This is a genomic window from Neorhizobium petrolearium, assembly GCF_029854435.1.
Taxonomy (GTDB): domain Bacteria; phylum Pseudomonadota; class Alphaproteobacteria; order Rhizobiales; family Rhizobiaceae; genus Neorhizobium; species Neorhizobium petrolearium.
Window position 1 is genome coordinate 3847409 of the sequence record NZ_CP123000.1, and the last position, 26122, is coordinate 3873530.

22 protein-coding genes are annotated in these 26122 nt (G+C 60.1%); 2 read left to right on the forward strand and 20 right to left on the reverse strand.

Annotation, left to right across the window (positions count from 1 at the left end; translation table 11 throughout):
- Positions 1-90: 90 nt before the first annotated feature.
- Positions 91-1206, forward strand: coding sequence for a 4-hydroxyphenylpyruvate dioxygenase (gene hppD, locus QEO92_RS18825; protein WP_227704050.1), 1116 nt, complete (start codon positions 91-93; stop codon positions 1204-1206).
- Between the two features lie 96 nt (positions 1207-1302).
- Here the strand turns inward: hppD and QEO92_RS18830 are convergent, their stop codons facing one another.
- From QEO92_RS18830 to QEO92_RS18910, 17 genes are all read right to left on the reverse strand, one after another.
- Positions 1303-3192, reverse strand: coding sequence for a bifunctional sugar phosphate isomerase/epimerase/4-hydroxyphenylpyruvate dioxygenase family protein (locus tag QEO92_RS18830; RefSeq protein WP_227704051.1), 1890 nt, complete (start codon positions 3190-3192; stop codon positions 1303-1305).
- Positions 3193-3385: 193 nt separating this feature from the next.
- On the reverse strand, positions 3386-4381 hold the full coding sequence (locus tag QEO92_RS18835; protein WP_037153742.1) for an FAD:protein FMN transferase: 996 nt from the start codon (positions 4379-4381) through the stop codon (positions 3386-3388).
- Positions 4374-4934, reverse strand: coding sequence for a nitrous oxide reductase accessory protein NosL (locus QEO92_RS18840; RefSeq protein WP_037153017.1), 561 nt, complete (start codon positions 4932-4934; stop codon positions 4374-4376). The genes QEO92_RS18835 and QEO92_RS18840 overlap by 8 nt, the downstream gene beginning before the upstream one ends.
- A complete protein-coding gene (locus QEO92_RS18845; protein WP_227704052.1) occupies positions 4931-5758 on the reverse strand; it encodes an ABC transporter permease in 828 nt (275 codons plus the stop codon). The genes QEO92_RS18840 and QEO92_RS18845 overlap by 4 nt, the downstream gene beginning before the upstream one ends.
- The gene (locus QEO92_RS18850) at positions 5755-6657 is read right to left on the reverse strand and encodes an ABC transporter ATP-binding protein (protein ID WP_227704053.1); all 903 of its coding nucleotides are present in this window, start codon (positions 6655-6657) and stop codon (positions 5755-5757) included. The genes QEO92_RS18845 and QEO92_RS18850 overlap by 4 nt, the downstream gene beginning before the upstream one ends.
- Positions 6654-8003 (reverse strand): nitrous oxide reductase family maturation protein NosD, encoded by a 1350-nt coding sequence (locus QEO92_RS18855; protein WP_037153027.1) that lies wholly within the window; start codon positions 8001-8003, stop codon positions 6654-6656. Before QEO92_RS18855 ends, QEO92_RS18850 begins: the two co-directional genes overlap by 4 nt.
- A gap of 32 nt (positions 8004-8035) precedes the next feature.
- Positions 8036-9955, reverse strand: coding sequence for a TAT-dependent nitrous-oxide reductase (nosZ, locus tag QEO92_RS18860; protein WP_037153028.1), 1920 nt, complete (start codon positions 9953-9955; stop codon positions 8036-8038).
- Positions 9956-9980: 25 nt separating this feature from the next.
- Complete coding sequence (locus QEO92_RS18865; protein ID WP_407722129.1) at positions 9981-12185, reverse strand: 4Fe-4S binding protein; 2205 nt, start codon at positions 12183-12185, stop codon at positions 9981-9983.
- Positions 12186-12389: 204 nt separating this feature from the next.
- Entirely contained in the window at positions 12390-12818 is a 429-nt protein-coding gene (locus tag QEO92_RS18870; protein WP_037153749.1) for an RrF2 family transcriptional regulator, read from the reverse strand.
- 106 nt (positions 12819-12924) lie between these two features.
- Positions 12925-15279: a penicillin acylase family protein gene (locus QEO92_RS18875; protein WP_227704055.1), complete on the reverse strand. Its 2355-nt coding sequence runs from the start codon at positions 15277-15279 to the stop codon at positions 12925-12927.
- Between the two features lie 24 nt (positions 15280-15303).
- Positions 15304-16281, reverse strand: coding sequence for an ABC transporter ATP-binding protein (locus QEO92_RS18880; RefSeq protein WP_227704056.1), 978 nt, complete (start codon positions 16279-16281; stop codon positions 15304-15306).
- A complete protein-coding gene (locus tag QEO92_RS18885; RefSeq protein WP_227704057.1) occupies positions 16278-17273 on the reverse strand; it encodes an ABC transporter ATP-binding protein in 996 nt (331 codons plus the stop codon). Before QEO92_RS18885 ends, QEO92_RS18880 begins: the two co-directional genes overlap by 4 nt.
- Before the next feature lie 5 nt (positions 17274-17278).
- Positions 17279-18061 (reverse strand): SDR family NAD(P)-dependent oxidoreductase, encoded by a 783-nt coding sequence (locus QEO92_RS18890; RefSeq protein ID WP_227704058.1) that lies wholly within the window; start codon positions 18059-18061, stop codon positions 17279-17281.
- Between the two features lie 10 nt (positions 18062-18071).
- The gene (locus QEO92_RS18895) at positions 18072-18935 is read right to left on the reverse strand and encodes an ABC transporter permease (protein ID WP_037153043.1); all 864 of its coding nucleotides are present in this window, start codon (positions 18933-18935) and stop codon (positions 18072-18074) included.
- 10 nt (positions 18936-18945) lie between these two features.
- A complete protein-coding gene (locus QEO92_RS18900) occupies positions 18946-19866 on the reverse strand; it encodes an ABC transporter permease (protein ID WP_037153046.1) in 921 nt (306 codons plus the stop codon).
- Positions 19867-19884: 18 nt separating this feature from the next.
- On the reverse strand, positions 19885-21378 hold the full coding sequence (locus tag QEO92_RS18905; protein ID WP_037153048.1) for an ABC transporter substrate-binding protein: 1494 nt from the start codon (positions 21376-21378) through the stop codon (positions 19885-19887).
- Positions 21379-21421: 43 nt separating this feature from the next.
- Positions 21422-22357: a polysaccharide deacetylase family protein gene (locus QEO92_RS18910; RefSeq protein ID WP_037153752.1), complete on the reverse strand. Its 936-nt coding sequence runs from the start codon at positions 22355-22357 to the stop codon at positions 21422-21424.
- A gap of 110 nt (positions 22358-22467) precedes the next feature.
- On the opposite strand from QEO92_RS18910, the gene QEO92_RS18915 reads away from it, so the two are divergent.
- The gene (locus tag QEO92_RS18915; protein ID WP_227704059.1) at positions 22468-23226 is read left to right on the forward strand and encodes an IclR family transcriptional regulator; all 759 of its coding nucleotides are present in this window, start codon (positions 22468-22470) and stop codon (positions 23224-23226) included.
- 70 nt (positions 23227-23296) lie between these two features.
- Here the strand turns inward: QEO92_RS18915 and QEO92_RS18920 are convergent, their stop codons facing one another.
- The 3 genes from QEO92_RS18920 to QEO92_RS18930 are packed head-to-tail and all read right to left on the reverse strand — an operon-like array spanning position 23297 to position 26093.
- Positions 23297-24370, reverse strand: coding sequence for an ABC transporter ATP-binding protein (locus QEO92_RS18920; RefSeq protein WP_227704060.1), 1074 nt, complete (start codon positions 24368-24370; stop codon positions 23297-23299).
- Positions 24367-25194, reverse strand: a complete 828-nt coding sequence (locus tag QEO92_RS18925) for a carbohydrate ABC transporter permease (protein ID WP_227704061.1) — start codon at positions 25192-25194, stop codon at positions 24367-24369. Before QEO92_RS18925 ends, QEO92_RS18920 begins: the two co-directional genes overlap by 4 nt.
- Positions 25191-26093 (reverse strand): carbohydrate ABC transporter permease, encoded by a 903-nt coding sequence (locus QEO92_RS18930; protein ID WP_227704062.1) that lies wholly within the window; start codon positions 26091-26093, stop codon positions 25191-25193. Before QEO92_RS18930 ends, QEO92_RS18925 begins: the two co-directional genes overlap by 4 nt.
- Positions 26094-26122 lie beyond the last annotated feature (29 nt).

Consider the following 26122-nt stretch of genomic DNA (forward strand, 5'->3'; position numbering starts at 1 on the left):
GCATCATTCGAGCGGAATACAGCCCATATTGCAAGCACAATGCACGTGACCTGCATCATCATGAAAGGTGACTGACAGGAGGAGTTTACCATGGGTCCTTTCCCGCACGACGCACCGGTTTCCGAGATCACCACCGACAATCCGGCTGGGACCGACGGTTTTGAATTTGTCGAATTCGCCCATCCGGAGCCGCAGAAGCTGGAAGAACTGTTTTCCCGCATGGGCTATAAGCCGGTGGCGCGGCACAGGACGAAGAACATCACCGTCTGGCGCCAGGGCGACATCAATTACGTCATCAATGCCGAGCCGGGCAGCCATGCCATGCGTTTCGTCGATGAACATGGCCCCTGCGCGCCGAGCATGGCCTGGCGTGTCGTCGATGCCAAACACGCTTTCAATCATGCGGTCGCCAGGGGCGCGAAACCCTATGAGGACAAAGACAAGACGCTCGATGTGCCGGCCATTGTTGGTATCGGCGGATCGCTTCTCTATTTCGTCGAGACCTATGGTGAGAAAGGTTCAGCCTACGACGCGGAATTCGAATGGCTCGGCGAACGCAATCCAAAACCCGAGGGCGTCGGCTTCTATTACCTCGATCATCTGACCCACAACGTCTATCGCGGCAATATGGACAAGTGGTGGGATTTCTACCGCGAGCTCTTCAATTTCAAGCAGATCCACTTCTTCAATATCGACGGTCGCATCACCGGCCTGATGAGCCGGGCAATCACCTCGCCCTGCGGCAAGATCCGTATCCCCTTGAACGAATCCAAGGACGACACCAGCCAAATCGAAGAATATCTGAAGAAGTACAAGGGGGAAGGCATTCAACACATCGCGGTCGGGACGGAGAGCATCTACGAGGCGACCGACAGGCTCGCCGATAACGGGCTGAAATTCATGCCCGGTCCACCCGACACCTATTACGAAATGTCGAGAGAGCGCGTGCACGGCCATGACGAGCCGATCGACCGTATGAAAAAACACGGCATCCTGATTGACGGCGAAGGCGTGCTCGACGGCAGTATGACGAAGATCCTGCTGCAGATCTTCTCTAGGACCGTCATCGGCCCGATCTTCTTCGAGTTCATCCAGCGTAAAGGCGATGAAGGCTTCGGAGAGGGCAATTTCCGCGCCCTCTTTGAATCGATCGAGGAAGATCAGATTCGCCGTGGCGTCCTCAAGCCAAACGAAGCCGCGGAATAGGAAACATCCTGTTCAGTCGCAGCCAATATTGAAGAGAAATATGCCGAACCGCACATAGACCGCCAGATCCGAACATGGAGCGCACGCAGGCAAACGCTAAGTTCTCGGCAAGCCCTCCGGCCGCATCTGTTTCTTGAGCGCGGCGATACGGAAGATGGCATTCGGGGCGCCATAGCCACGATAGCCACGCCGTTCGACGATCTCGAAGAAGAAGCCTTCGCCATAGGTGCCGCTGTAGAGCTGGAAATATTCTCCGTGTTCGTCACGGTCATAGAGGATGTTGTCCGCCTTCAGCCGCTCTGTCAGCTCCGGGTCGAGACCAAATCGGGCTTCGACATCACCATAATAGTTGGGCGAGATGGAGAGCGGCCGGAACCCGTTCTTCCGGAGCGCTGCGGCGGTCGCGAAGATGTCGTCGGTCTCGAAGGCGAGGTGCTGGATGCCCGAACCGAACTTTTCCGCAATGAAGTGGCCTGCCAGAGTGCGGCGGTTCTCCGCACCATTCAGCGTGACCCTCAGTGCCCCTGAGGCATTCTCAACCACCTGGCTGCGCACCACGCCGGCCGGATCGATGATATCCACCATCGGCGTCTTATGGGCGTCGAAGATCGAAGTATAGAACAGAAGCCAGGTCAGCATTTCGTCATAGGCCACCGTCTGGGCGATATGATCTATGCGCAGGAGATGGGCCGGGGTAATCTCCATACCTTCTTCAACGGGCAGGAAATCGATTTCGGAAAAGCGCCCGAGCTCACTTTTGTTATCGATCAGATAGATCAGCCCGCCGCCGACGCCGCGGATTGCCGGTATCTCCACCTCACCCAGCCCGACCGGCTGGTTGAAGGGTTCGGCATCGAGTGTCACGGCACGCGCGAGCGCGGCCTTGGCGTCGTCGACGAGGAGTGCCATCGCATAGGCGGAGGTCCCGTGCACGGCGAAGGACGCGTTGGCAAACCCTTTCTCGTCCGTATTGACGAGCAGCCGGATATCGCCCTGGCTGAACAGGCTGACCTTCTTTGTTCTGTGGACAGCCGCTTTGCGGAAGCCGAGCGTATGGAGGATGGCAACAAGATCCGCGGCCTCCTTTTCATCGGCAGAGAATTCCACGAAGCCGACACCCTTCACCTTTGCCCGATCCGGCATGGCGGGAAGGGTCAGGCCAGACACATTCGGGCTCCTTCGCACCTGATCGCCGAGATAGATCAGCGAACGGTGGCCGTCCGCCGCGATCGAGCGGGTCGAACCGCCGCGAAACTGGTCGTTGAAGATTTCCAGTGAGAAGTAGCCGTCATAACCGGTTTCGGCGATCGCTGTTGCAAACTCCGTTACGGGTAAGTCCCCCTCGCCCGGCATATTGCGGAAATGCCGGCTCCAGTAGAGCAAGTCCATGTCAATCAGCGGCGCATCGGCGAGCTGGACAATGAAAATCTTGTCCTTCGGGATGGAACGGATGGAATTGATGTCGATCTTGCGCGACAGCGTATGGAAACTGTCGAGGATGAGGCCGATGTTCGGATGATCGGCGCGCCGCACGACCTCCCAGGCGTCGCGATGGTCGTTGATATGGCGCCCCCAGGCGAGCGCTTCGTAGCCGACTTTCAGGCCGCGCCTAGCAGCCCGCTCGCCGAGCTCGTGGAAATCCGCCGCCGCCCGGTCGATCCCGCCGAGCGAGACTGGCGAGACATTCGAGCAAACAAGCAGCAGGTCGGTGCCAAGCTGCTGCATGACATCGAACTTGCGCTCGGCACGGTCGAAGGTTCGTTGCCGGTGGGAAGGCGGCATGCACTCGAAGTCGCGAAAGGGCTGGAATAGTGTAATCTCAAGGCCGTAGTCGCGCGCCATCCTGCCGACATCCACCGGACTGCCGTCGAAGGCCAGGAAATCGTTTTCGAAGATTTCCACGCCATCGAAGCCGGCTTTTGCAATGGCCTCAAGCTTTTCAGGCAGCTCCCCGCTGATCGATACGGTCGCTATCGAGGTCTTCATGTACTCCTCCCTTCCTCCAGTTCCGCAGAACGTTTCATGAGGGCATCGGCCGCCGCCGATTGCTCCTCGCTAGAGGTCAGGGATTTTGTACTAAATGGTTCGTAACATCAAATGGTTTGAGGGGTATCTGCACGAAGCTCGGCCATGAACGCCATCGCCAACGACGGTTCGGATTTGCCATACTGATTTCGAGTTAGCCGATACGAACATGCTCGCCGGAGGCTGCGACCATATCTACGGCGATATCCGGGCGCGCTTCAAGGAAATGCCGAATTCTTGCCGGTTCCATCAGGCTAAATGCGGTGGAGAGCGCATCGGCCGTCGTCGCATCCGGAGCAATCACGCTCATGCGCCGGTAACGCTCCGGAACGCAGCCACGGATTGGGTCCAGGATATGTCCGAAGCGGCCCGAACGGTCGAAATGGAATCCTGATGAACTCGAAGTGGAAACCGCCTTGTCGATGATATCGATGACCGTATTCGGGGTTTCACCGGCTTCCATTTCAGCGAGGCCGATACGCCAGGGTCGACCATCGGACGCGGCGCCGATGGCACGATTTTCCCCCATGCTGACAAGGCTGCTCGTGACCCCGGCATCGCGAAGCATCTGAACGATGCCGTCGGTAATGTAACCCTGCGCAATGCCATTGAAGCTGAGGGCCATGTGTGATCGAGCGAAAGCGACGCGATCCCGGTTGAAGCGAACGCCATCAAAACCGACACGAGAAAGGGCAGTCCGGAGTTCGTCGTTTTTCGGTCCGGCAGGATCGGCATCAGCCCTGGAGAAATGCTTCGCATAGAGGGCCCAGAGCGGTTGTATCGTCGGATCGAAGGCACCGTCGCTTGCTTCCCAAATGGCGCGGGACCTTTCCAGCAACATAATCATGTCTGAAGGGGGGGCAGCGATTGCGCCGAACCTGTTCAGCTCCGCCAGAACGGAATCGCTTCTGTACAGGCTGAATATCGCTTCCAGCCGGGAGACTTCGGCAATGACGCGATTGACCAACTGCCTGGCCAGCACGGGATCGTCGTGGTTCAGAATCAGCGTCGCCGGAGCTCCAAGGGCTTGGCCTTTCCAGCCGACAGGTTCCATCGTCTGCGCCGCAAGTCCGGCAGATGGGATGAGCGGAAGCCCCGCAGCAGCGGCAAGAATACAGATTGCACGGCGGCGTGTGAAAGTCTCAGCCATGATCATGGCCCCCACCGTTGTCGTTTGTTTGGGAGGAATCCGCTGCGGGTAGTTCCGCGCCGGCTCCGAGGATATAGGCCTTCGGCACTTCGGCGAAACCAACCACGCGCCCACCATTCTTCGAGGCGAACGCGTGCGCATCGTTCTCATTGGAGAAGGGCACGGCCTCATCGACACCCATTCCGCCGCGCGCAGAACTGTTGATGACGAAGAATGCCCTGCGCGCGTCGACCCAGTTTTCCGCTCCCGGCTGATCCCAGTTCGGTGCCTTGCCCATGTCGGACACATAGATCGCGGCGATGTCCTTCGGTTCTTCCGGCAACATGGTGAAGGCGAGAGCATCGCGTGCGGACGAGAACCAGATCGCCTCAGGTATTTGCTGCAGGATGATCTGCCCTTTTGGGCCTGGATGTTCGAGCACGTTCATGCCGCAATAACGGCCCATCGCCTCTTCCGTCAGGGCAAACGGAGGCGGGACAATGGTGCTTTCCTCCTTGCAGCCGACAAGAAGGAAAGATGCAGCGACTGCCGCTGCGGCTAGGATCAATCTCATACTTCCCTCCTGGCGAAGATAAAGTTGGCGACGGCGAGCGGGAGGACGGTCCACAGCCCCAGAGCACCGACCAGAACAGGCGTGGAAAGCCGGGTATGGCCTACAATCCCTCCCATGCCCGAAAGAGCGCTCGCGCCTCCGGAGCTAAGATTGAGCAGGCGATAGGCGTCAGTCGGATTGGCGACCAGAAGCAGGTCGAGGAGCCCCGAGGGCAAGGCCTGACCTTGCCCGGCGACTAGCGCGCCGAGCAGGGCCATGTCATAGATCAGGACGAAAAACAGCCAGATGCCGATGGCGATCCCGCCCGCCGTGCTGCGTTCGCTTGCCTGCGTGCTGACCAGATAACCGATGGCGATAAAGACCGCGCCCAGCAGTACCGAGGATGCCACCATCGAGGCGAAGGATTCCCAGCTTTCGATGTCGATCCCCGTACTGGTCAGAGCAAGTCCCAGCGCGGATGCGCCGTAACCGAAGAGCGTCGCGAAAGCGAGAATGGACACATGTCCGAGAAACTTGCCGAGCATCACCTCGCTCCGGCCGAGTGGATAACTCAGCAACAGCAGCATGGTCCCGCGCTCCGCTTCGCCGACGATCGCATCATGTGAGATCAGGAGCGCAATCAGCGGGATGAGAAAGATGGTGAGGCTCGACAGGCTGACGATGACGACATCCAGCCGGTTGACACCGACATTACCGGTCGGCGCACTTCCGAGGAACGAAAGCGTAAGCGCGAGGGCCGCCAGGAGTAGCGTGGTGGCCAGGACCCAGCGATTGCGAAGGCCCTCCTGGATTTCCTTGCGGGCGACGATGAGGATGTTGGTCATTGCGTCTTCTGCCCGTTCAGGAAATGTGCGTAGAGATCGTCGAGCGTAGGCTCGGTGATAGCCAAATCAGCCAGCATGGAGGGATCGCCCGTGACTTCGCGCAGCAGCGCGATCTTGTCCTCCGGCGCGACATTGGCTTCGAGACGTCCTTCGGCCGTTCTGCTCCAGCTTGCCCCTTCAAGGCTGCCTCCTCCGTTCGCAAGCCGGACGCTGATGCGGGTCGGCAGACGCGCGAGCTTGCGCAATTCATCCAGGGTTCCGTCCGCGATCTTGGCGCCACGATTGACGATGATGACGCGGTCTGCCCGATCTTCGAGCTCGGTCAGGGCATGCGATGAGAGGAGCACCGTCGTCCCGCCACCGCGCAACTCGGTTATCAGGTCGTAGAAATTCCGCCGCAGCGCCGGGTCCAGCCCGCTGGTCGGCTCGTCGAGCAGCAGGATGCGCGGCTCGCCGAGGAGCGCCTGGGCGAGACCTAGTCGCTGACGCATGCCTTTCGAATAGGTGCGCACCGGTCGGTTTGCGGCTTCGGGCGCCAGCCCAACACGTTCAAAGAGCATATCCATGTGGGAAACCGCCACGCGCTTCAACCTGGCATAAAAGGCAAGCGTCTCGCGTCCTGTCAGCGTCATATGGAAGGAAACGCTCTCCGGCAGATAGCCTAGCCGTTGGCGGACCGCGAAGTCGCCTGTCGCCGGGTCTTCGCCTAGAACCTTGACAGAGCCCGTGGTCGGGCGGATCAGGCCAAGCATCAGCTTGATCAGCGTGGTCTTGCCCGCACCGTTATGCCCGACCAGGGCAATGGTCTCTCCGGCCTTCAGCGCGAAGGACATATCCTTCGTGGCCTCGATTTTGCCATAGCGCTTGGAGGCGCCCGTGAGTTCGACCGTTGCTGTCATTGGATTTGTCTCTTTCCGATGATCGGCCTCATCAGAGGATGGCTGTCGACCACGCCGCCCGGCAGCAAGGCAGGGAATTGCGCTTGTGCCCAGCGGATGACCTGAACTGCAGGGCTGGTCGTCAAAAGCTTGGCCTGCGGCGCCGTCCACAGAACCTTGTCGATCAGGTCGTTTGGCCGGTAGGGATTGTCCGCAATACCGTCGCCATCGAGATCGAAGGCCGGATTGTCGCTCCAGTAGTTGCCCCGCCCGTCCTTCGACCAGTCCATATAGCGCGTACCGACATATTTGACCTGGTTGCGATTGTTGATGAAGGCGTTCCCGCTGATAGCATTCGCTTCGGAGCCCGCAGTGAAATGAATGCCGATCGCACATCCCTCGAAGAGGTTGTCGGTGAAGCGGTTCTTGTTGGCGTTGTAGATAAACACGCATTTTTCCGGGCCTGGTCGTAATCCCACGGGATTCCGGTCCATCGATGTCGTGTCTTCGGTCTTGGGCATGTCGGGATCGGCGTTCCGGTTTCCCCCGAGCAACCAGCGGCTCGCCGGCTGCAGGCGGCCGAAGACGGAATTGCCGGTGATGACCGAGCTGTTGGCATAGTTGAGCAGCAGACCGTGGTCGCGGTCGCCGTCCGAGACATTGCCGGTGATTTTCAGGCGGTTGGAAAACATGATCGCGTAACCGACGGAATTGCCGGTGGAGATATTGTCGCTGATCTCGCTGTCGTTCGTGTACATGTAATGGATGCCGAAGCGCAGATCGCTGAAGCGGTTGCGGCTGAAGACATTGCGCTTGCTCGCCATGGTGGCGATGCCGTCCCGTCCGTAGCTGATCACGTTGTCCAGCACCTGCGCGCCGGGCGCGTTCCAGACGGAAACGCCGTTGCCGGCCTCGCTGAGGCGCTCGCCCTGCAGTCCGACAATCGTATTCCGTTGCGCGACGGAATTGGCCGCGCCGTGCAGATAGATGCCGAAAAGATTGCCGGTCATCACATTGCCCTCGATCACTGCGCCGGTCGCCGCCTCCGTCGCCAGCACTCCCGAATCGAGTGCTGTCAGATCGTGGCCGGAGCCGCTGATAGCGAGATTGCGTATAGTGACGCCCGCCGCATTGATCGTGATCACACTGCCCCTGCCGTTGCCGACAACGCTTGCTCCCTTTTTGCCGGAGATCGTAAGGGGCTTGTCGATAACGATAGGCGCTGGATAGATACCCGGTTCCAAGGCGATGAGATCGCCTGGGGCAACTGCATCGATGACCGCCTGCAACGACACTCCCTCGCCCGGCCCGACGATGTGATTTTCCGCAAGCGCCACGGCTGGAAGGGCGGCCCAGAAGGCCGCCATCCCGATTGTCGCAATTGTTGATCTCCGCCGCATCATGCCGTCTTGGGCTCGACCAACATGCGGCCCTTCATCTCCATGTGCATGGCATGGCAGAACCACGAGCAATAGTACCAGTAGACGCCCGGCTTGCTGGCCTTGAACGTCACCGAGGAAGTCGCCTGCGGCCCGATTTCCATGTTGATGCCATAGTTGACGAGGGCAAAGCCGTGGGTCAGGTCCTCGATCTCGTCGATATTCGTGACGTAGACCGTGACCTCGTCCCCTTCCTTGACCGTGAAGCTTTCCAGGCCGAAGGCGGGGGCGGCGGAGGTCATGTAGACACGCACCTTGTTGCCATCCCGGATGACCTCGGAATCGACGAGCAGATCGATACCGTCGGCTTTCGCCTGCTTGACGGCGTCGGCAAAGAAGGGGTCGTCGCGCTTCCAGATGCTGATGGGGTTGATCTTCGAAGCGTGGACAATCGTGGCGTCATGCGGTTCCGCGAATGTCGGATTGTCATGCACGAGCACCATTTGATCACCGGAAATGTCGATCAGCTGGTCGTTTTCCGGCTTCAGCGGACCGACGTTGAGGTAGCGATCCTTGGAGAACTTGTTAAGCGAGATCAGCCACTTGCCATCGGCATCCTTGGTCTGGCCCATGGAGGTGTGGTTGTGGCCTGGCTGATACTGGACGTCGAGCTTCTGGCGAATCGGATCGACCTTCTCGCCCTTAAAGGCACGTTTGGCATCCTCGATGTTCCATTTGCATATCTGGCTGTCGAGAAAGAGCGTCGTATAGGCATTGCCCTTGCCATCATAGGCCGTGTGCAACGGGCCGAGGCCCAGTTCCGGTTCGGCGACGACGGTATCGCGCGGCTTGATCTTGTCGGCGAAGAGGTCATCGAACTTGCGAACGTCGAAGACCGTCACGGTCGGCGACAGCTTGCCGTTGGCGACCACATGAATGCCATCCGGTGCCGTGTTGATGCCGTGCGGACTGTTGGAGACCGGAATATAGCGCGTGAAGCGAGAGCCATGGCGGCCGTCGACGACAGGCACGCCGTTCATTTCCTTGTAGTCACCCTTGGCAACGGCTTCCTCGATCCGCTTCAGGTCGAACACGACGACCCAGTCCTGCTCCTTTGACATCATCTGTTCGAGGTTGACGCCTTCCTCGGAGTTGTAGCAGGTGGCGAAGCAATATTTGCCCTGGTAGTCGGCATCGACGTTGTCGAGGTTGCCATCCACCATGACCTGCCAGGCGATTTTCATGGTCTCGCCGTCGATAGCGGTGAAGATCGCATGGTACTGCTTGGTATCGTCGAGGATCTTGCCGTCGTTCGGGATAGGCGCACGATCCTCTCCGTTGGCAAAGACATAGCCGGTCTTCGGATATTTCTGGACACGCAGCCCATGGACGGTGTGCTGATTGGGAAGCTGGATGATCTTGTCGCACTTCATGACATCGAGGCGAATGCGCGCAACGCGGGTATTCGCCTTGTCGTTGGCGAAGAGATAACGCCCGTCATAGGAGCCTTCCGTGAAGGACGGGTGGGGATGATGGAGGTCGCCGTTGAGATAGATGCCACCTTTATCCTCCAGGAACTCGACGCTTTCCGGGAGCAGACCTTCGGTCAGGATCTTGCGGCTTTCATTGGTCTGGCCCCAGCCAGTCGCGCTGCACCGGTTGAAAACCGGAACGCGCATCAGCTCGCGCATGGAGGGCAGGCCGACGATACGGACTTCGCCCGTTTGCCCGCTGGAGAAGAATACGTAGTATTCGTCCAGCTCGCCCGGCTTCACCTCGTATGGCTGGTCGCCCACCTTCTGCGCGAGCGCCGGCGTCGCAGCCGCGCCGGAAAGCGTGAGCGCACCACCGACCCCGGTCGCGCCTGCGACTGCGGCCATGGCGGTCGTCCCCAGTATCTGCCGCCTGTTCAGGCGCGGTGGGTTGTGTTCGTCAGACATTGTTCGTCTCTCCTTGGTTGGTCCTTCACGCCGGCTGATCCGATACGGCGTCAGAGCTGGTGATTGGTGCACCCTTGTAGGTGACCTGGGTTTTGGGTGGCGTTTCGCCGCGGGAAGCGGGGGAAGACAGCCGCAGGAATTTCTCGCGCTTTTTCCGCACCTCGATCATGTGCGGACAGCGCTGGTCGTCCTGGTAGAGTTCCTGGCAGTGCATGCAGTAGATGCACTCGTTGACGTTGATCTGCCCTTCCGGATGAATGGCCTGCACGGGACATTCCTTGGCGCAGCGATGACAGGGCGAGCCGCATTCCGGCCAGCGTTTCAGCCATTCGAACATGCGGATGCGACCGGGTATGGCGAGAGCTGCGCCGAGCGGGCAGAGGTAGCGGCAGTAAAAACGCTCGATGAAAAGGCCGGCGACGAGCAATGTCACGGCGAAGAGGACGAAGGGCCACTGGCGGGCGAATTTCAGGATGATCGCCGTCTTGAAAGGCTCGACCTCTGCGACTGTCTCAGCGAGCGCCATCGAATAGAAGGAAAGGCCGAACAGTCCGAGAAAGATAATGTATTTGACCGGCCAGAGCCTCTCGTGCAGCCCCCAGGGCAGCTTGAGCTGCGGCACCTTCAGCCGTTGGGCCAGTTTGTTGGTCAGTTCCTGAAGCGCGCCGAACGGGCACAGCCAGCCGCAAAACGGCCCGCGTCCCCAGAAAAGCAGTGCAGCTGCCACCGACGCCCACAAGATGAAGATGAGCGGTGCCGCGAGGAAGAATTCCCAGTTGAAGCCGGCGACGAGGGCATTGGCGAATGTCAGGACATTGACGACCGATAGCTGGGCATTGGCATACCAGCCGAGCCAGACCAGCGTGAAGATGAGATAGCCGTTGCGGACCCAGGCGAAAAGTTTGGGACGGCGGACCAGCCAATCCTGAAAAAAGAAGATCGCAGTCAGCACGAGCACGGCTACGACCGTGATGCCGATCGACATGCGGTTCATCTGCCAGATGCTGATCCACAGGGGCTGGCCCTCCTGCAGCGGATCAGTTGACGCGGCCGTGATTGCTTTTTCGTCAGTCGCGACAGGCACCGGTGGTACAGCCGGGCGGCTCTCGACCGTCATGAAGGCAGGGGGGAGAGAATAGCCGAGGTTATAGGGAAGGATAGCCTTCTCACGACCGCCAGCACTGCGTTGCACGAGCAGTTGCAACTCCCAGGGCTCCGTGACATCGAATGCAAACTCGCTTGGCACAATGAACAGAGCGATCTCGCGAAGGTGTGGCGCGTCAGGTGCGGTAAATGCCGGCAGCCTCGTATGGTCGCGATCACGGAAGCGGAGGCCCTGGCCGTTCTGCAGCAGTTCGACCCGATCGAAAATGCCGCCGCGAACATAGCCCGAGCCCTTGAAGGAATAGGCTCCATCACCAGCCACGATGAGGGCGGACTGTCCGGGCTTAAGCCTGGCTGTCAGACGCTGGTAACCCTCCTCTCCCAGAAGCGTTCTGCCGATCGCCGGGACGCTGACAGGCGCCATGAAAAGATCGATGAATCTGTCTTCGGGATTCTGGGTTTCAGCCTTCTCCGCGGCGATCGGCTGGCCCGCCTGTCGAAACGCATCCGACACTTCCCCGACTGTCAGCCGAAGGCTGCGGATCGAGCCGTCGCCGATGAGCGTCTGCCAGTCACTCACGGCAGTCCTGGATGGATCGACCTTTCTGATTTCGGTCACCGTCGCAACCGTCTCGCCGCTACCTGCATTCAGCCGATTGCTGCGGATGAGCTGGACTGCGGACCGCACCACGCTGTCGCCCATGACAAGGACGGTGACGGTCGCACCGCTGACGATATCGACCTGCGGCGGTCGTTCCGCTCCCGCCGCAACGCGTCCCATATCCTTTCCGATGATCGCATTCATCGATGCGACCACTTTCTTCTCCGGTATGCCGATAAGAACGATGGGTTCCTTGTGATCGACCAGCTTGAAGCCCCGTATGACGCCCTTCGGATCAATGCCGACAACGATGCGGATGGGCTTGCCGGAATAACCGACGGAACTGGTGAAATCGGAATTGAGATAGGCGTAGCCAAGCAGCTCGTCGCCACGGAGAACCGGAACGATCGGCGGGTCTCCGGCAATCGGTCCGAAACGATCTGCGCCCTGAAAAAGATCTCCCGGCTGGACCTTGTCGAGAAAAGTAGAGAGCTGCCCGGCAGCATGGCCTTGCGTTGCAATCATGAATGCAACGAAGAAGGCCGCAAACCAGGCAAACAGGATCGAAGGGCGCAGCGAAAAACGTGATCTCTGTGGCATCTGCTCGGTCTTCTGTGAATTACGAGCAGAGCTTTAGGGGACTCGGGAAAATACTCTTTGAGCTAAATCAACTATAAGGGATGCATCTTTTTGCGATTGAAATTTTGGCTCGCCGGCTTCCCTGTCAGTTCAGGCAGCGTTCGGGGTGCCGAAATCTTCGGGGTTGAGCATGAGATCCTGCAACGTATGGCGATCCAGAACATCTATAAATGCCATAACCGCCTCTCCCAGGATTCCCTGCAGGCGGCAGGAGCGGGTAATCCGGCACCTGTTGTCGGGTTTAAAGCATTCAACGACCGCGAAATCCGGTTCTGTGGCCCGTACGATATCGCCAATGCGGATGGCTTCGGGCGGCTGCCCGAGCATGAGGCCGCCGGTGCGGCCGCGTACAGCCTTGAGAAACCCCTTCTTGACCAGCAATTGGGCCACTTTCATCAGGTGGGCGCGGGAGATGCCGTAAACCCTGGCGGCTTCCTCGATCGTGATGAGCCTGTCCTGATGAGCGGCCGCCATCATCATCAACCGCATCCCGTAGTCGGAAAAAACCGTAAGCTGCATGATCGAGGCGACTTTCATTCCGTCCCTACGCCTTATCGCGCAGAGCGAAATATTTTCCGCCCTGGATGTCCGGATTGTCAACGGTTTTGAAATCCCTGCATCGCACTCAGCCAGGCAGAAGGGTGATGCGTCGGACAATCTCCCGAGCGATGCGAGCTTCACTGTAGACCAGCGGCACATAGCCACCCTTTGACCAGATTTCGGCGAGATCGCCATAATGCGGTGAACGAGGATCTCCGGACTGCCCGGGCGCATTGATACACACGCTGTTGTCCCAATCGCCGACATCCATCACGAGCCGCACGGAAGCACCCGCAGTGACGCCGAAATCGCTCATCCGGTAACCCGCATTCATGGGTGTCGAACGGCTGCCACCTAGCGGCAGCGGGCCAACGTTCCAATTTGCGATGCCTCCAGTCGTGATGCGGCTGGTGGCGTGCTCGAAAGTCGCCTTGTGCAGATCACCCCATTGCCAGGCGGCAGGGCTGGAACCGAGCCGCTTTTCGCAATCGTCAAAGCCCGCCGAGAGTGTCGAAAGCAGCATGGCGTCGCGTTCGGCTTCGTCCCAATGCCTGCCGGGCTCGGTCAGCAGAGAGAGCATGCGGTCGACATCGCCCGGCAAAAGCAGTTGGCGCACGGTCTGGTTCGGTGCGAATTTCGACAACAGCGCTGGACGGAGATGTTTCATCCACCACACTTCGAAAAGTGCGGCCGGAGCGCTCGTCGCTTCCAGCCGGTGATCCCAGCCCTTGACGAGAGCGAGCGCCATTCGCTGCGTGCCATCGAGTGGATGCCGGACGGCAACCTTTTCCAGCAGGCTGCAGATCGTTGCGGCGGGACGGGAATACGTATCCGTCTGCAGCGCCATCGAGCCTTTCAACGTATGTTTCAGATCGGCGGCGAGCACGGACTTGATGCGCTGGGCGCGACTGATCTCCGCCCATTCATGGCCGATCGAAGGAGCGTTCGGGTCGCGGTCGGAGGGAAGGTTCATTTCATTGGCGGAAGCGACGAAGCCTTCGGCGGGATTATATCTCCGTGGCAACTGGTCGGCCGGCAGGAAACCGTCCCACTCATGGGATCCGTGGCCCGGCACCGGCAGCAGGCCTTGCCAGTTATGTCGTACCGGTGTGAAACCGGCCGTGAACCATCCGATATTGCCGTCCACGTCGGCGCTGACATGGTTGACCGATGGCGTACCCCAGTGGCCGAGCGTTTCGGAGAACGCCTTCACTGATGTACTGCGCATGTAGGCCAGGCTGCCGAGATAGGCGGCCGAGCCCGGCGACAGCCACACGGAACGCATGGCGATCGCCAGTTTCTTCTTCGGGTTCTCGTACAGGAGCGGTCCGTGGCGGGTGAAGGACAATGTCAACGCTTGGTCGGAGAAGCCCTTGACCCCGAAGCGCTCCTCGATTCGGTTGATCTTCTCCCAACCGCTGCCATAACGGTAGGAATCCGGATCGCCGTCCTTTGTCTCGTAGACATAAACGTCTTCCTGGTCGGCGCCGAAGATTGTGAGTCCGAAGGCGACCTTCTCGTTGTGGCCAAGCGAAATGCCGGGCGCGGTCGGCTCGCCGGTGCCGATGGCATTGAGGCCGGGCGCTTGGAGATGCACGAGATAACGCAGCGACGGCACAGCATGCGCCCGGTGCGGATCGCTCGCCAGGATCGGCCGGCCGGTGTCCGTGCGCGAACCGTGAACGGCCCAGTTGTTGGAGCCCTCTTCCGTGACGCGTTGGATGACGTCGCCGAGATCGGTTACCTCGGTCCATTTCCAGACGTCGTCGAGGGTCGCGGCAAGCCGAACCTTGTCGAAGGTTACCGGCGCGGTGGCGAGCTTGAAGAGGCGGGTCGCTTCGAGTGGAATGTCGGCGAGCACAATGCCCTCGGCAGGCTTCAACTCAACCGGCGGATCGATCTCGTAGCGGAGAAGATCGGTTTCGGCATCGGCAAGCGCCATGATGTTGGCGCGCAGGATTTCCGAAAGGCCGTTGCGGGTCAGTGCGTGGCTGCGGATGCGCACAACATCTGAGGGTTGCCAGTAGGCCGGCCTAGTGCCGAAGACAGCGAATTCCGGCGGCAGGCGGGCGGGTTCGGCCTCACAAAGCGCGGTATAGGCATTGATGCCGGCAACGAACGCGTTGCAGATCGTCTCCGTATCCGGCGCATAGGAGGTCCATTCCGGTGCCATGTCGCCGCGGTAGAGGAAGTGCCGGGCCGCATGGTCCTGCGCCAGGTAACCGGGGCCGAAATCCGCGGCAAGCAGCCCGAGCCCGCGCTTGCGCCACAGATCGAGCTGCCAGAGCCGGTCGCGTGCAGCGTTGAAACCCTGCACGAAGAACAGGTCGTTCTCGTTTGCCGCCTTGAGATGCGGGATGCCCCAGCCGTCGATGCGTATCTCCGCCTCGGCACTGAGGCCGGCCAGTCGGAGCGTTTCGTTCGTCGGGGCATCGGTCATGGCATTCCCTATGGGCAGTGGCGGTTAGGCGTGATGGCAGGCGACGCGAGCACCGTCCGGGCGCGGTGTCAACTCAGGTCGCTCCTTCGAGCAGATTTCGGTCGCCAGCGGGCAGCGCGTATGGAAGGCGCAGCCGGCGGGAATGTTGGCGGGGCTTGGCAGTTCGCCGCCGAGGATCAGCCGCTCCTTGGACCGCTGGACGACGGGATCGGCTTCCGGAACGGCCGACATCAGCGCCTTCGTGTAAGGGTGCTTTGGATTGGAAAAGAATGTATCCCGGTCCGCCATCTCCACGAAGCGGCCGAGATACATCACCACGACGCGGTCGCAGATGTGGCGAACCACGCCGAGATCGTGTGAAACGAAAAGGTAGGAAACACCGGTGCGCTTCTGCAACGCTACAAGCAGATTGAGGATCTGCGCACGCACCGAAACGTCGAGCGCGGAGACGGGCTCGTCGCAGATGACGAGGTCTGGTTCGAGTGCGAGCGCCCGGGCAATGACGATCCGCTGACGCTGGCCGCCCGAGAACTGGTGCGGATAACGGTCCGCGTGTTCCGGTCGGAGGCCCACCTGCTGCAGAAGCGTCGCGACGCGTGCTTTCAGTACCTTACCCTTGGCGATACCACGCACGATCAGGGGCTCGGCTATCGTCGCCCCCACCGTCGAACGCGGATCGAGCGACAACGCCGGATCCTGGAAGATCATCTGCACCTTGCGGCGAATGTCATTGAGCTTTCTCTTGTCGGCTCCGACCACTTCCTCGCCGCTGATCCTCACGCTGCCGGACGCCGGCGCCTGCAGACCGACGATCGTGTTGGAAAGCGTGGACTTACCGCAGCCGGATTCGCCGACCAGTGCCACCGTCTCGCCGCGAGGAATGTCTAGATCCACGCCATTGACGGCCTTCACGACCGGCCCGGACTGGCCAAGCAGCCCACCGCGGCCGCAAAAATGCACCGCGACGTCGCGGATTTCGAGAACGTTCTTCGTCTCGCTCATGCCGCCACCTCGCGGATTTCGGCCATTCGGTCGATATGCCAGCAGGCGGAACGATGCCCATCGTTGCAATCGATCAGCGATGGTTGTTCCAAGCGACACTTGTCGGTAGAGAGCGGACAGCGATCGGCAAAACGACAGCCGATGCCGAATTCACTTGGGCTCGGCACCATTCCCTCGATGGTCGCAAGGTCCGCCTTCGGCGCGTCGTCGAGTTTCGGCACGCTGGCCAGAAGCAGGGCCGTATACGGGTGTTTCGGCGCGCGAAAAAGGGCATGCACCGGCGCAATCTCGGCGATGCGGCCGGCATACATGACCGCAACTTCATCGGCGATGTCGGCGACCACGCCCATGTCGTGCGTGATCAGCACAATTGCCGTGCCGCGTTCGGCGACCAGCTTCTTCATCAGATCGAGAATCTGCGCCTGGATCGTCACGTCGAGCGCTGTCGTCGGCTCGTCGGCGACCAGCAGGCGCGGGCCGTTGATCAGTGCGATCGAGATCATGATGCGCTGGCACATGCCGCCGGAGAGCTCGAAGGGATATTGGTGCAGACGCCGGTCGGGATCGGGGATGCCGACATCCACCAGCATCTGCCGCGCCTTCACGAAAGCCTCGGTCTTCGAGACGCCGTGATGGACGCGATAGGCCTCGGCGATCTGCTCACCCACCGTCGTCAGCGGATCGAGCGAGGCGCTCGGTTCCTGGAAGATGATCGAGATATCCTTGCCGCGCGCCTTGCGGAACTGCCGTTCGGACAAGGCGGCAAGATCGGTATTTTCGAGCATGATCCGGCCACCGGTACGCCGCGCCGCCGATGGCAGCAGGCCGAGCATGGCATGGGAAGTCAAAGACTTGCCGCAGCCCGACTCGCCTACCAGCGCCATGACCTTGCCAGGCGCGACGGTGAACGACACGTCGTCGACAACCTTGGCGCCACCGATATCAATGGTGAGCCGGTCGACGGCAAGCAGCGGGTTTGCGGCGGCATTCATCAATCTCAAGCCTTCGCGGTGTAGCGCTCGGGGCGCTTGTAATTGCCGATCGAATTGCCGCCGTCGACGGAGAGCACGGCACCGGTAATGAAAGAGGCCTTGTCAGAGCAGAGATAGGCGATCGCACCCGGCGCATCCTCAGGCCCGCTGGAGCGACCGAGTGGGATGTTCTTCAGCATGTTTGTGACGTATTCATCGGAAAGCTCGCTCACTTCGCTGCCCGGCGCGAAGCCCGGTTCGACGACGTTGACGCGGATACCGTATTCGGCGAGCTCCATAGCGAAACCTTTCGACAGCCGCTCGATCGCCGTCTTGGAGGTGCAATAAGGCACGGAATTCTGATTCATCTTACGCGCCGCGCCAGACGAGATGTTGATAATCGAGCCCTTTTTGCCTTCCGAAATCATCAGCTTGGCCATCTCGCGCGACAGCACGAAAGGCGCGCGCAGGTTGACGCCGAAAACGCGATCCCAGTCGGAGAATTCCATGTCGAGCAGGCTGAAGCGGGTATAGATGCCGGCGTTGTTGACAAGAATGTCCGGCGCTTGCCATTCACGTCGCACGAGATCGACCAATTCCAGCATGGATGCGTCACTGGTCAGTTCGGTCGCATGCAGAAGCACCTTCGAACGGTCGAGGCCGAGTTCCGCCACCATCCTTTCCAGCGCGTCCATGCGGATGTCGCTGAGGCAGAGCCTCGCGCCTTCCCTTGCGAAATGGGCGGCAATCCAGCGGCCGAAAATGCCGGCGGCGCCGGTGATGACCATGGTCTTGTTTTCAAATTCCATTTGAGAAACCTCAGCGCGAACGGGAACGTGGATCGATCTGGTCACGCAACCAGTCGCCCAGCACATTGACGGAAAAGACAAGCAGGAAGAGACATACGCCCGGGAAGGCGACGATCCACCAGGCTCTTTCGAGATACTGGCGGCCGACGCTCATGATCGAACCCCAGCTCGAGGCCGGCGGCTGGATACCGAGGCCGAGGAAAGAAAGGCCGGCTTCCATCAGGATCATCAGGCCGAATTCGGCGGTCGCGACGATCAGCACCGGGCCGGCAATGTTGGGCAGGATGTGGTGGAAGAGGATGCGAGCAGCACCGGCGCCGGCGAGTTCGGATGCCTTGATGAACGGCAGGTTGGCGATCTGAAGTGTCTGGGCATAGGCGACGCGGGTGTAGCGCGGCCAGCGGGTCAGCCCGAGCACCAGGACGAGCTTCAGGAAACCGGGACCGAGGACCGCGACGGTCAGCACCGCAAGCAGGATAGCCGGGATCGACATCATGATGTCGACCAGGCGCATGATGACGATCTCGATCTTACCACGGAACCAGCCGGCGACCATGCCGAGCGTCACCCCGACGAGCGTCGAAACGACGACGGAAAGCACGGCGACGGAGAGCGACACACCCCCACCATAAATGGTGCGCGAGAGCAGGTCGCGGCCAAGATCGTCGGTGCCGAGCCAGTAGGTCACGCCACGCAGTTCGAAACCCGGCGGCTTCAGGCGGGCAAGCAGATTCTGCTTGGCGGGGTCGGCGGGTGCAACCCAGGGCGCGAGAATTGCGAGCAGCACGATCACCAGGAAGATGATCGAGACGATGACGACCGAGATGGGAACCCGGCGAAGGCGCTGGCGAAGGACGAGAACGGCGGTGCTCATGAAATCCTCCTCACCGGACCAGACGGATGCGCGGATCGACAAGCGCGTAGACGAAATCCGCAAGCACGCTGGTCAGCACATAGACAAAAGAAATCAGAAGCACGATGACCTGGACGACAAGGAAGTCGCGCGCCTGGATGGACTGGATCGCGAGTTGACCAATGCCTGGCCAGGCAAAGACCGTCTCGATGATGACCGCGCCGGCGAGCAGGTTGCCGATTTCCAGCGCGGCGATAGTGATCACCGGTATCGATGCGTTGCGCAACACGTGGCGAACAACCACCGAGCCAAGCGAAAGGCCGCGGGCCCGTCCCGCCCGCACATAATCCTTGCCGAGTTCATCGATGATGGAAATCCGCGTCATGCGGGCGAAGGTCGACATCGAGATTGCGCCGAGCGCCAGCGACGGCATGATCAGCGAAGCGAAGTCGCCAGAGCCCGAAGTCGGCAGCCAGCGGAGCGTCACGCCAAAAATGAAGATCAGCACGATGCCGGAAAGGAACGTCGGCACGCTCTGGCCAGTAACGACGATGGCGGTCAGCAGGCGTTCGAGCCAGCCGCCGCGCTTCGTTGCCATCAGGATGCCGGCCGGAATGCCGATGCCGATCGCCACGACCATAGCGCCGGTCGCCAGCATCACGGTGTAGGGTATGCGCGAGGCGACGATGTCGATCGCCGGCACACGCTGCACGACGGAAATGCCGAAATCGAGATGGGCGAGATCTCCAAGATATTCGAGATACTGCACCCAGATCGGCCGGTCGAAGCCGAGCTGATGGCGCAGTTCGGCGATCATTTCGGCCGATGCGTCCTGCGGCACGAGCAGCAGGGTTGGATCGCCCGAAAGATGCATGATGACAAACACGATGGTGAGAACGCCGAAGATCGCAATGATTGCCTGTACCAAACGCTCGACGGCGTATCTCAACATGATCCCGATATCCGTTTTTTACTGCTGCCAGCCCATGTCCATGACAAACATGGACTCATTGGCCGTCGGCTGCCATTTCAGCTTCTTGCTTGCGCCGTAGAGCGCGTACGCCTGATAAAGCCCCATGCCCGGAACATCCTCACGGAGGATCTCGTAAGCCTGCTCGTAGAGCTTCAGCCGCTCGTCCTCATCAAGGATCGTACGGGCTTTATCGACCAGGGCATCATACGTCTCGTTCTTGTACTTTGCCCAGATGCTGCCGCTTCGGAAGAGCGGGAAGATGATACCGTCCGCATCCTGGCAGGCGCAGGACCAGGCTCCGAGCGCAAGGCCGCCCGCATTGGCGGGATCGCCCTGGCGGCGCTTGAGGAAGGTCGCCTGGTCGCTGGACGAGATTTCCACATTGAGGCCGACCTCGTTGACCATCTGCTGGATCGCTTCGACCATGGCGCGATTGTAAGCAGGCGATGTCAGGAACTCGACCTTGGCGCCTTCGGCGCCGGCAGCCTTGATCAGTTCCTTCGCCTTTTCCGGATCGTAAGAGTAACCCTGAACCTTGTCGGTGTAACCGAACACCGGCTTGGCCCCGACGATATTGACCAGCGCACCGTAACCTTCGAGCAGCGACTGGATCAGCGCATCACGGTCGATCGCGTAGGCGATCGCCTGGCGGACACGAACATCTTTCGTCGGGCCGGCCTCGGCATTGATGAACATATAGCCGACACGCTCGGTGGGAACCGAAAGGACCTGAGAGTTCGAATCTCCGTCGACACTCGCCGTCTGATCCGGGGGCACATCGCGGATGAGGTCCGCCTTGCCGGTCTTCAGGTCCGCGATGCGCGTCGAGACATCCGGAACGGCGCGGAAGACCACGTTCTCGAACGGGGGCTTTGCGCGCCAGTAATTGTCATAGGCCTGCAACTCGGTCTGAATGCCCTTCTGCCAGTTGACCATCTTGTAAGGGCCGGAGCCAAGCGGCTTCAGATTGAATTCCTGGTCACCGACCTTCTCGACATAGGCTTTTGGCACGATCGAGAGCTTGACGAGCTGGGCAAGCAGCGCCGGATAAGGCGACTTGGTCGTCATTTTCACGGTCGTCGGGCTTGTAGCTTCCGCCTTTTCGATCTGGTCGAACTGCGAGAGCTGCGGGCTCTTCAGCTTTGGATCGATGATACGGTTGATCGAAAAGGCGACATCCTCGGCGGTCAGCTTGCTGCCGTCCTGGAAGGTGACGTCATCGCGGATCTGAAACTCGATCGTCTTGTCGTCGAGATATTTCCAGGATTTCGCGATCTGCGGCACGATCTCGCCTGAGGCATCGCGGGTCAGGAGGTTGTCGAAGATGTTGCGATAGATGGTATAGCTGTCCGTATTCCACTGCAGATGCGGATCAAGCGTCGCGGCATCGCCCGGAAGATCGATGGTCAGCGTGTCCTTGGTTTGAGCAAGCGCGGTCGAGGCGGTGAACGCCAAGAGCACTGCGGCTATGGATGCGATTCTGGCAGACATGTTCCTTACCCTCTTAGATGTTGTTGCTTCATTTAAAATCTGCTCACGCGGCTTTTTCGGCGGTCTTGAGGCCGGCTTCATCGGCGCAATAGCGTGCCAGTTCCGCATGGGTGCAGAACCAGACATCGCCCTTCGATTTGGCAAGTCGGATGATTTCTTCGAGAATGAAGATGCGCGAGCGGTGGCCGACATGGTGCGGATGCATGGTGAGTTGGAACAGCCCTCCCTCATCCCAGGCGGCTTCCAGTTCCCGGCTGAAGATGTCGAAGACCATTGAGGGGCCGCCATAGGGCCGAGCGCCGGTCATGCGGTCCATCGCTACATAAGGGGCGTCGTCGCGGATCCACTCGACGGGAATTTCGACGACGCCCGTCGGCTCGCCGTCCTCGATAAGCTCGTAAGGCTCGTCGTCCGCCATAAGGGAGGAATCGTAGAGAAGCCCCATCTGGCGGGCGATCTTCAGCGTGTAGGGGCTGAAATCCCAGGAGGCGGTGCGCATGCCGACCGGACGCGCGCCAGAGAGCCGCTCCAGCACGTCAGCGGCACGCAGTGCAAGATTCCGTTCCGTCGCTTCATCCAGGCGGGAATTGAATTCGTGGATCCAGCTATGCATGCCGAGCTCGTGCCCAGCGGAAACCACCGTTCTCACCTCCTCGGCGTTGATCATCGCGGAGACGGCCGGCATGAAAAAGGAGGCCGGAATGGAATATTTCTCGAGCAGGCGCAGAATGCGCGGCATGCCGGAACGGGCGCCATACTGGCCTTGGCTCATCCTGCCGAAGGAAAGTCCCCCGTTGCGCAATTCCATTGTCTCGTGATCGGAATCGAAAGACAACGCCACCGCCATGCGCGCGCCATCCTTCCATTTCGCCGGTTTCAGGGAACGCCCCGCCCGCACTTTCTGAACCTTTTGCTGCCAGACCCTATCGGGCCACAGCCATGGTTCTGAGGCATCGTTTTGCTTATTTGGCGCGTTCATGAGATCGTTCATCCTTTCGCCACAGCACGTGAAAATGTGAGTGGCCGCTTTCTGGGCAGAATTGTTATGAGCCAACCGAATAGCCATCAACGGGGGTTTTGTTCACATACATGAACTTCGAAGTGAAAAGCGCCGGCCGGGTTTTGGATCTGCTCGAATATATGGCCTCGCAGCGGGAAGCGGTGCCGCTGGCACAGATCGTCCGCGATCTTGGATTTCCGAAAAGCAGCGCACATGGCCTCGTTCAGACGCTGGCGGCCCGCGGGCACTTTGTCCAGGATGCCGCCGGGCGTTACATGCTGGTCGAAGCGAGCCGGCATGGATTTCCCTTCCGCCGACATGAAGAGCCGTTGGTGGTGACGGCACGGCCGTTCATGGAACGGCTGCGTGATGAATCCGGTGAAACGGTATTGCTCGCAACCATGAACGCCCATTGCGACATGCGCCGCCTCGCCAAATGCGTAAGCCGTCACCGGGTGCGTTACGATGTGAACCTGGATGCGGCAATCACGGCTTACTGCACGGCCACGGGCCGCATGCTTCTCGCCCATGCGCCGAAGGAGGCACTGGAGCACTATCTGGCCCGGGTCCAGCTCCTCTCTTACACGCGATATACGGTAACCGATGTTGATCGTATCCGGGAGATGCTCGTCAAGATACGGCGCGATGGCTACGCACTGAACGACCAGGAGTTCATCACCGGCTCGACCGGCCTTGCCGCCCCCGTCTTCGACGCCCATGGTGCTGTCGTTGCTGCCCTCAATCTCGGCATGCCGACGATCCGTTATGTCGAGCGGCGCGAGACCCTCCTCCTGATGGTGCGTAGCATCGCTGACGAGATCAGCCGGGCGCTGGGATATCGCCGTTGATACGCACAGCGGTATATGATCTCGCTCGCATTGCTGGCCGCTTCTCCCCTCGGATTGTTGGAATCTGAGGTTAGGGCAAACGCAGCTGCGTCTCTTTATCGAAAAGGTGCAGGTGGGATTGGTCGAGACGGAGTGGAACCGTCTCCCCCGGACGTATCTGAATGCGACTGTTCAGCACGATGACCAGTTCCGGCAGCGTCGCGGTCGTGACATAGGTTGCAGCACCGGTGCTTTCGACGGCCCCAACCGGCAGCCGGAGCGTCGCGTCGGCCTCGCTGGAAAGCTCGATATGCTCCGGGCGAATCCCCATGATCAGCACCCGACCGGCCGCGACGGCCTTGGGCGCGATCACTGTCTGAGGAGTTCCCAAATCAAGCACCAGCGATCGTCCGTCCGCTCCGGCTATGCATGGCACAAAATTCATGGCCGGCGAGCCGATAAACCCCGCCACGAATTGGTTTGCCGGCCGGTCATAGAGTTCGAGCGGCGCGCCCTGCTGTTCGATGACGCCCTGGCGCATGACCACCACATGGTCGGCCATGGTCATCGCCTCGATCTGGTCATGGGTGACGTAAACGGACGTGGCACCCAGCCGGTCATGCAGCGCCCGGATTTCCTTGCGCATATGGACGCGGAGCGCCGCATCGAGGTTGGAAAGTGGCTCGTCGAACAGAAAGGCCTTGGGATTGCGGATGATCGCCCGGCTCATCGCTACGCGCTGTCGCTGACCGCCGGACAATTCGCGCGGGTAACGACCGAGAAGGTTTGAAAGGCCCGTGGTGGCCGCGACTTCCTCCGCCTTGCGCCTGGCTTCGGCCTTGCCGACACCGCGCATTCGCAGGCTGTAGGTGAGGTTCTCCTCGACCGTCATGTGCGGGTAGAGCGCGTAAGACTGGAAGACCATGGCAAGGTCTCGCTTACGAGGCGGAACGCCGTTCATCCGGGCGCCCGCAATGACTAGCTCTCCCTCGGAAATCGATTCCAGCCCGGCGAGCGAACGCAGCAGCGTGGACTTGCCGCAGCCGGAAGGACCGACGAGCGCCACGAAAGAACCCTTGCGGATCTTCAGGTCGATGTTCCTCAGCGCATGATAGGCGCCGTAATACTTGTTCACCCCGGAAAGTTCGATCTGGTTCGCGGTCATTTGAGAGCTCCCGAGGTCAGGCCGGACACGATCCGGCGTTGCAAGAGAACGAAGATGGCGAGGATGGGCGTCACGTACATCGCGGCATAGGCCATGATATTGTTCCATTCGTTGGTGTTCGGTCCCATGAAGGAATTGAGCCCGACGCTTGCCGGCTGGTATTCGATCGCCTGGATCATCGACTTCGAATAGACGAACTCGCCGAAGGCCTGCATGAAGATCAGAATGGCGCTGACAAGAATGCCGTTTCGGGCGAGCGGCAGCACGATGTTGAAAAAGGCGCCGAGGCGGGAATTGCCGTCCACTAGTGCGGCCTCTTCCAGTTCCATCGGCACGCTCATGAAGGTCGCCCTGACCAGTACGACGAAGAAGGGCATGCTTTTTGCCGCGATCGCCAGGATGACGGCGGTGCGCGGATAGTCCAGCAGGCCGAGTTGGGAGAAGCCGACGAAGATCGGCGTGATCATCAGCGAGGCCGGCAGCACCTGAAGCATGAGGATGAGGAACAGGCCGATATCCACCCAGACATTCCGGTAACGCGCAAGCACATAGGCGCAGCCCGTGCCGAGTATGCCGATCAGCGAGACCGCGCCGGAAGCGATGACGAGCGAGTTCCAGAGATAGCGACCGACATTGCGGCTCTCCCAGACGGAGCCGTAGATGCCCCATTGCGGATCGCTGGGCCAGAAGGCAGGCGGAGAGGCGAACATCGCCGATCCCGTCTTGATGGCCGTGACATACATCCAATAGAGCGGGAAAAGATAGACCGCCGCGAGCAGGACTGCGATCGCCAGCATGAGCTTGTCGCGCAAGGCAAGGTTCATCCGCGCACCTCATGCCGTGTCGAGCGGACATAGACGACCGACGCAATCATCACGAAGACGATCATGATGACGGAGACCGTTGCCCCTTGCGCGAAATCATATTGGCGGAAGGACAGGTCCCAGGCCCAGTATTGCACCACATTCGAGGAATTGTTCGGCCCGCCGGCGGTGATCGCGGCGAAAAGGTCGAACTGCTGCAAGGTGAAGATCAGGCCGAGCGAGATGATCGCTCCGATCGTGGAACGCATCATCGGCAGGGTGATCGTATAGAACCGCTGGATGACATTGGCGCCATCCAGCTCGGCTGCTTCGTAAAGGTCCTGAGGAATGGCCGAAAGGCCAACCGAGAGCAGGATCATGTTGAAGGAGATGCCGAGCCAGATATTGGCGATGACCACGGCCCAGAGCGAGAAATCGGGATCGGAGCGCCAGAAGATATTGCCGGAAATGAGCCCCGACTCTCGGAGAATGTAATTCAGCACGCCGAAATCGCCCGAGAGAATCCAGTTCCAGATGGCGCCGACGACCAGACCCGGCATGACCCAGGAGACGAGAAACAACCCGCGCAGCCAGGAAGAACCGGGAAAGCCGGTCCAGAAGAAAAGCGCCAATCCAAAACCGATGGTGAATTGCCCGGCAATCGAAGCGATCACGAAAACAGCCGTATTCCCGAGGATCGGCCAGGTTTCCGGCAGCGAGAACAGCGTGACATAGTTCTTGAATCCTACGAACGGCCGCGCGAAAGTCCCGAGGCTGAACATGTCCACTTCCTGAAAACTCATCACAATATTGTAGATGAGCGGCAGGCCGGCCATCGCGAACAGGAAGGCGAGCGGCACGGAGACGAGGCCGATGTCGAAGCCGCGCCCGTCGCTGATGGAAAGCAGGAATCTTCTCATGACACCTCCGGATAGGCATCCATCTTCCG